The sequence below is a fragment of the Arthrobacter sp. genome (assembly GCF_031179385.1).
Taxonomy (GTDB): domain Bacteria; phylum Actinomycetota; class Actinomycetes; order Actinomycetales; family Micrococcaceae; genus Arthrobacter_D.
Genome location: NZ_JAPSHV010000140.1, coordinates 1 through 6,143 on the forward strand (window position 1 = coordinate 1; position 6,143 = coordinate 6,143).

Sequence of the window (6,143 nt, forward strand, 5' to 3'; positions counted from 1 at the left end):
TCACGCCAGCCCCATCACGGACGCGGTGGCTGCCTACTACGACGGCGATCTCGCGGCTATCGAGGCCGTCCCGGTGCAGCAGTTGTCGGGGCCGTTCCGCAGTCACGCGTGGGAGATTCTGCGCACGGTTGCACCCGGGAAGCCGGTCACCTATTCCGAGTATGCACGCCTGTCCGGGCGCCCATCCGCGATCCGGGCCGCTGCGGGAGCCTGTGCCTTCAACGCCGCTGCCCTGTTTGTTCCCTGCCACCGGGTGATCCGGACGGATGGAAGCCTCGGCGGGTTCCGGTGGGGAGTTGCCGTGAAGACGAGCCTACTGGCGCGTGAGGCTGCGGCTCAACCGGCGGGAGCCGTGTCGAGCGTAGCCCGGTAAAAGTCCTCCAATGCATGCAGCTTCCGCATGCTGGTGTGCGGCTGGTCGCCCTCCACCGACACCGCCACGGCGTCCAGATGAGCATGCCACTGGGCCATCAGGGCGGGCGCGACAGCTGGATCCTCAATCACGTGGCGGACAGTAAGGCGGGTGCTGGAACCCTCTGCGGTGAAGTCGACCTCCGCCTGTTCGACCCTCGGCTGTTGCTCCGGGTCGGCTGTGAGTGCGTCCTTGACGAGCGGCAGGGTGGAACTGAGGCGACGGTCGAAGTGGACCATGGTGACGCCGTCGTCGGTTTCCATCCAGCCCATCGTGTTGGAAACATCGAACTCCTGGGAATAGGCATCCCGGAGGGCCGCCCAGTCCCCCGGCGGGACCGGCTCCCGGCCCGCAGCCACGTCATCGAGCGCGGCGAGGATGTGCTGCCAGCCGGCGGCACCCTCGGTCAGGAAGTCGGCCGTCTCGGAGCGTGCCCGTAACTGCAGCAGAGTACCGCCGTCACTTTCCAGGACCCGCCATTCCAGGATGGACTCGAAACCCAGTGCATCGTCCCAGCTGATCTGGAGGCTGGTGGGTGGGTTCAGTTGCAGGACTGTCCCGGTAGAGGTTCCCCCACCCAGGTCCAGGGAATACTCCTTTCCCAGCTCCCATTCCCCGGCGAGTTCGCCGAGCCAGAGCCGAACCTTCCCGGGGTTCGTCAGAAGGCTCCAGATGTAGGAGCGGGGGTAGTCGAATTGACGGTCGAAAGCGAGAACGTACCCGTCGCTCAGCCGTTCGATCCGGCCAAGCGGCACAACGGAGTGCGCAGCTGATTGTTCAACTTCCGACGTCATGGCGTCTGCCTTCGCTTCTGTGGGCGCGTGGGTGCCTCCCAACTTAGCGCAGTGCCGGACCCCTGATAAGGGCTCCGAAGGGTCAAAGGCCTAATGTTTCGAGACTGCCGATGAGCCGGGCGCGAAGGTCCCGTCAGGCGCGCGGAGGCACTGCCGCCGGCCACGGCAGGAGTTCCGGGAGGGCAATGCCGTCTGCTGCGGCGGTCGCGTTCAGTCCACCCAGCGGCTTGCGTCCGGCAAGCCATGCGGCGATGTCCTGCAGCAACCCGGTGACGACGACGGTGCGCGCCGGTGTTCCGGGTCCGCTCGACAGCGTGCGCGGCTGCTCACCCAGCGGTTGGAGCTTGAGTGCCGTTCCGTCCGGGATACGTGCAGCGAGGAAGCCGAAGAGGTAATGGCAGAACGTGTTGTCCCAGTCGAGGGAAGTTCGTCCCGTGTCGAGGTCGGAGGCATGGATGACCAGTTCCCTCCAGAGGGCAAGCCCACCGTCGCGCACCGTACCGTTCCGGTAGGCGATGCGTGCGTCCCACCCGCTGCCCTGAAGGGCGGCGAAACGTGCGACGACGGCTTCGACCGCCTCTGTGAGGCTCCGCAGCTGCTCGTCGACGGGGCGCTGCGCCCGCCGCTCAATGTCGCGGTTCCGGCCGTCGAACCCGTCGTCGTAGAACTCGATGGTCCCGCCCTGGGCTGCGTACTCAAGCTGGCGAGCCATCGCGCGCGCCACTCCCTCGACGTGCGCGAGGACGAAGGCACGGTTCCATCCGGGAAGGACCGAGGGCGCAGTGACTGCTGCCTCGTCCAGGCCGGCAGCGGCCGCGAGCAGTTCACGACCGGCGTCGGCTAGCCGTTCGGCGAGGTTTTCGGGCACGGCAGGCTCTGGTGTGTTCACGGCTATCCTCCGGGTGGGCAGGGGCGGTCAGTCCCGACAATACCCGCTGCCCTCCCGGAGGCCGACCGTCAGCCCTGCGGCGGCAGCAGTTTCGAGCGCACGTTGAGCAGCTGGGTGTTCAGCGCCTCCAGCTGGCGCCGAACGGCAGATGGAGCTGTGCCGCCCTGCGAGTCTCGGCTGCTCAGCGATCCTTCAACCGTGAGCACCTCCCGCACACCCGGTGTGAGGTGTTCGGAGATGCCGGCATAGTCCTCGTCGCTCAGGTCCCACAGCTCCACACCGCGGCTTTCAGCCAGCTTGACCGCTGCGCCGGACAGTTCGTGGGCTTCGCGGAAGGGCACGCCCTGGCGGACCAGCCACTCGGCCACATCCGTGGCGAGAGCGAATCCAAGCGGCGCCAGCGACGCCATGCGCTCGGTGTTGAAGGTCAAAGTGGCGATCATTCCCGACACGGCGGGCAGGAGTACCTCGAGGGTGTCGATGGCATCGAACACCGGCTCCTTGTCCTCCTGAAGGTCCCGGTTGTACGCCAGGGGCAAACCCTTGAGCGTGGCGAGCAGTCCGGTCAGGTTCCCGATCAGCCTTCCGGCCTTCCCGCGGGCGAGCTCCGCAACATCCGGGTTCTTCTTCTGCGGCATGATCGATGACCCGGTGGAGAAGGAATCGTGCAGGGTGACAAAGGAGAATTCCTTGGTCGCCCAGAAGATGACCTCCTCGCTGATGCGCGAAAGATCGACGCCGATCATCGAGGCCACCCACGCGAATTCCGCGTAGACGTCCCGCGCCGCCGTGCCGTCGATCGAATTGTGCGTCGCCGAGTCGAACCCGAGCTCTGCGGCAACCGCTTCAGGGTCGAGGCCGAGGGAGGATCCGGCCAGCGCCCCTGAACCGTAGGGTGACACCGCAGCGCGGCGGTCCCAGTCCTGGAACCGCTGCAGGTCACGCAGCAATGCCCAGGCATGCGCGAGCAGGTGATGGCTCAGCAGCACCGGTTGTGCGTGCTGCAGGTGGGTGCGGCCCGGCATCGGCACTTCGAGGTGCTTCTGGGCTTGCTCCACAAGTGCGTCGATCGTGGCGAGGACGCCGCCTGCGATGATGCGGGCATGCTCACGCAGGTACATCCTGCCCAGCGTGGCAACCTGGTCGTTGCGTGAACGGCCGGCCCGCAGCTTTCCGCCGAGCGCCGGTCCGGCGCGTTCGATCAGTCCGCGCTCGAGCGAGCCGTGCACGTCCTCGTCAGAGTCGGCGGGGAGGTAGGCGCCCGTGCGGACGTCGTCGTCGAGCGCGTCCAGGGCAGCCAGCATGCCGGAAAGTTCGCCGTCGTCGAGCAGGCCGGCGCGGTGCAGCACACGGGCGTGCGCCCGTGATCCGGCAATATCGTGGCGGGCCAACCGCCAGTCGAAGTGCGTCGACTTGCTCAGGGCCGCGAGGGCGTCCGCGGGGCCGCCGGAGAACCGGCCGCCCCACAGCGAGCCCTCGTTGGTGCCGGTTGCGGCTGTACCGTGTGCCTCCGTCACTGCCTAGTTCCCCGCGCGCTGATCGCGACCCGATGCCACCTTGGAGGACAGGCCGAAGATCTCGATGAACCCGCGGGCCATCGACTGGTCGAAGGTGTCACCGGTGTCGTACGTTGCGAGATTGAAGTCGTAGAGGCCGACGTCGGACCGGCGACCGGTGACGGTCGCGCGGCCGCCGTGAAGTTCCATGCGGACGTCGCCGGACACGTAGCGCTGGGTGTCATCGATGAAGGTTTCCAGCGAGCGCTTCAGCGGAGAGAACCACTGGCCGTCGTAGACCAGTTCGGTCCAGCGCTGGTCAACAGTCTTCTTGAACCGTGCCTGCTCACGCTCGACGGTGACGTTCTCGAGCTCGCGGTGGGCGGTGATGAGGGCCATGGCACCGGGAGCCTCATAGATTTCGCGGCTCTTGATTCCCACCAGCCGGTCTTCGACGATGTCGATGCGGCCCACGCCCTGGGCGCCGGCGCGGCGGTTCAGTTCCTCGATCGCCTGCAGCGGAGTAACGGCGTGTCCGTCGATCGCAACGGGGATGCCTTCCTTGAAGGTGATGACTACTTCATCCGGTGCCGGGGAGAACTCGGGCGAGTCGGTGTAGTCGTAGACGTCCTTGGTGGGGCCGTTCCAGATGTCCTCGAGGAAGCCGGTTTCGACGGCGCGTCCCCAGACGTTCTGGTCGATCGAGAACGGGTTCTTCTTGGTGGTTTCAATCGGCAGGCCCTTCTCCTCGGCGAAAGCGATTGCCTTGTCACGGGTGAGGGCGAGATCGCGGACGGGGGCAATGCACTTCAGGTCCGGGCCGAGGGTCTGGATGCCGACCTCGAAGCGGACCTGGTCGTTGCCCTTGCCGGTGCAGCCGTGCGCCACGGTCGAGGCCCCGAACTCACGTGCAGCGGCGACGAGGTGCTTGACGATCACGGGCCGGGAGATAGCCGACACCAGGGGGTACGCATCCATGTACAGCGCGTTGGCGCGAAGGGTCGGCATGCAGTACTCGTTGGCGAACTCGTCGCGGGCGTCGGCCACGTAGGCTTCGACGGCGCCGCAGCCGAGGGCACGCTGGCGGATGGTCTCCAGGGATTCGCCGCCCTGTCCGACGTCGACAGCGACAGCCACTACTTCTGCTCCGGTTGCTTCGGCAATCCAGCCGATGGCCACCGAGGTATCCAGTCCGCCCGAGTAGGCAAGGACAATGCGTTCAGTCACTGAAATAGCTCCTTTTGTTTCTTCGAATGATGTGGAATGTTCGGTGGTCTGTCTGGTCGGGATGTCTGTTGCGTCCCGCTCAGGACGCGGCCTCATGGGCGAACTGCAGGAAACGGGCTGCGACGTCGGCTCCGCCGGCCGGATCACGGGTGACCAGCAGGATGGTGTCGTCTCCGGCGATCGTACCCAGCACGGACGGCATGACCGAATGATCGATCGCCAGGGCCAGGAAGTTCGCTGCGCCCGGAGGCGTCCGCAGGACCACCAGGTTCCCTGAAGCCTCAGCCGTCACCAGCAGTTCACCGCACAGCCGCGACAGCCGCGAGTCCAGAATCTCCTGGCTGACGCCGCTCTGGGGAGCACGTCCGCCGCCCTCTCCCGGAACGGCGTAGACAAGCGCGCCGTCCTTGCCGCGGACGCGCACTGCGCCCAACTCCACGAGGTCACGGGACAGTGTGGCCTGAGTGACCTGGAGTCCGTCGTCTGCCAGCAGGTCCGCCAGTTCCGACTGCGACCGCACGGACTGCGACGTGAGCAGGGCGGTGATCCGCGCCTGCCGCGCCGTCTTGGTTGTGGGCTGCCCGGTCGGCTGGGCGCCGGCCGAACCCGCAGGGGCAGCGGAGGTCACGAGCGCTCCATGAGCCACACCATCAGCGCCTTTTGCGCGTGCAACCGGTTCTCGGCCTCGTCCCACACGAGGGATTGCGGGCCGTCGATCACGCCGGCGGAAATCTCGTATCCGCGGTAGGCGGGCAGGCAGTGGAGGACGACGGCGTCAGCCGCCGCCTGGGAGAGCAGCGCCTCATCCACCGCGTACGGACGGAACAGCTCGAACCGCGCACTCTTGGCGGCGTCGTCCTCGATCTCCTGGCCCATGGATACCCAGGTGTCCGTGGCGATGACGTCGGCGCCCGTTGCGGCCTCACCGGCATCGGTGGTGATGAGTACCGATCCGCCGGTTTCTGCCGCACGCTTGTTGGCGGCGTCGACGATGCGTTGTTCCGGCAGGTACCCCTCGGGACCGGCGATGCGGACGTGCATACCCGCGGTGACGCCGGCGAGGAGGTACGAGTTTGCCATGTTGTTCGCAGCGTCACCGAAGTAGGAGAGGGTGAGGCCCGCCAGCTTGCCCCTGTGCTCCCTGATGGTGAGCAGGTCGGCAAGCAGCTGGCACGGGTGGTAGTCATCCGACAGCGCGTTGATGACGGGAACGGAGGAAGCCGCAGCCATTTCTTCGAGCCCGGCCTGGGCGTAAGTGCGCCAGACTATCGTGGAGACCATCCGCTCCAGCACCCTGGCCGTGTCCGTGATTGATTCCTTGTGCC

The 6,143-nt window shown here is 66.6% G+C and carries 7 protein-coding genes; 1 reads left to right on the forward strand and 6 read right to left on the reverse strand.

Annotated elements, in window-relative coordinates:
* Positions 1–373 (forward strand): methylated-DNA--[protein]-cysteine S-methyltransferase (locus RIF85_RS14015; RefSeq protein ID WP_309072516.1); only part of this gene is annotated, 373 nt, incomplete at its 5' end.
* Here the strand turns inward: RIF85_RS14015 and RIF85_RS14020 are convergent.
* The 6 genes from RIF85_RS14020 to argF form a co-directional block, all read right to left on the reverse strand.
* A complete protein-coding gene (locus RIF85_RS14020) occupies positions 337–1,206 on the reverse strand; it encodes an SRPBCC domain-containing protein (protein ID WP_309072517.1) in 870 nt (289 codons plus the stop codon). The two genes, RIF85_RS14015 and RIF85_RS14020, sit on opposite strands and share 37 nt — an antisense overlap.
* Positions 1,207–1,339: 133 nt before the next feature.
* A complete protein-coding gene (locus tag RIF85_RS14025) occupies positions 1,340–2,095 on the reverse strand; it encodes a maleylpyruvate isomerase family mycothiol-dependent enzyme (protein ID WP_309072518.1) in 756 nt (251 codons plus the stop codon).
* A 68-nt stretch (positions 2,096–2,163) separates the two neighbouring features.
* Positions 2,164–3,612, reverse strand: coding sequence for an argininosuccinate lyase (gene argH / locus RIF85_RS14030; protein WP_309072519.1), 1,449 nt, complete (start codon positions 3,610–3,612; stop codon positions 2,164–2,166).
* 3 nt (positions 3,613–3,615) lie between these two features.
* On the reverse strand, positions 3,616–4,818 hold the full coding sequence (locus tag RIF85_RS14035; RefSeq protein WP_309072520.1) for an argininosuccinate synthase: 1,203 nt from the start codon (positions 4,816–4,818) through the stop codon (positions 3,616–3,618).
* Positions 4,819–4,897: 79 nt separating this feature from the next.
* Positions 4,898–5,446, reverse strand: a complete 549-nt coding sequence (locus RIF85_RS14040) for an arginine repressor (protein ID WP_309072521.1) — start codon at positions 5,444–5,446, stop codon at positions 4,898–4,900.
* On the reverse strand, positions 5,443–6,143 hold a 701-nt coding region (gene argF / locus RIF85_RS14045), incomplete at its 5' end, for an ornithine carbamoyltransferase (protein WP_309072522.1). The genes argF and RIF85_RS14040, both read right to left, overlap by 4 nt.

What these genes read in the sequence shown, in the direction of transcription:
- RIF85_RS14020 (WP_309072517.1), bottom strand. Translation starts at nt 1,206, where the DNA reads ATGACGTCGGAAGTTGAACAATCAGCTGCGCACTCCGTTGTGCCGCTT.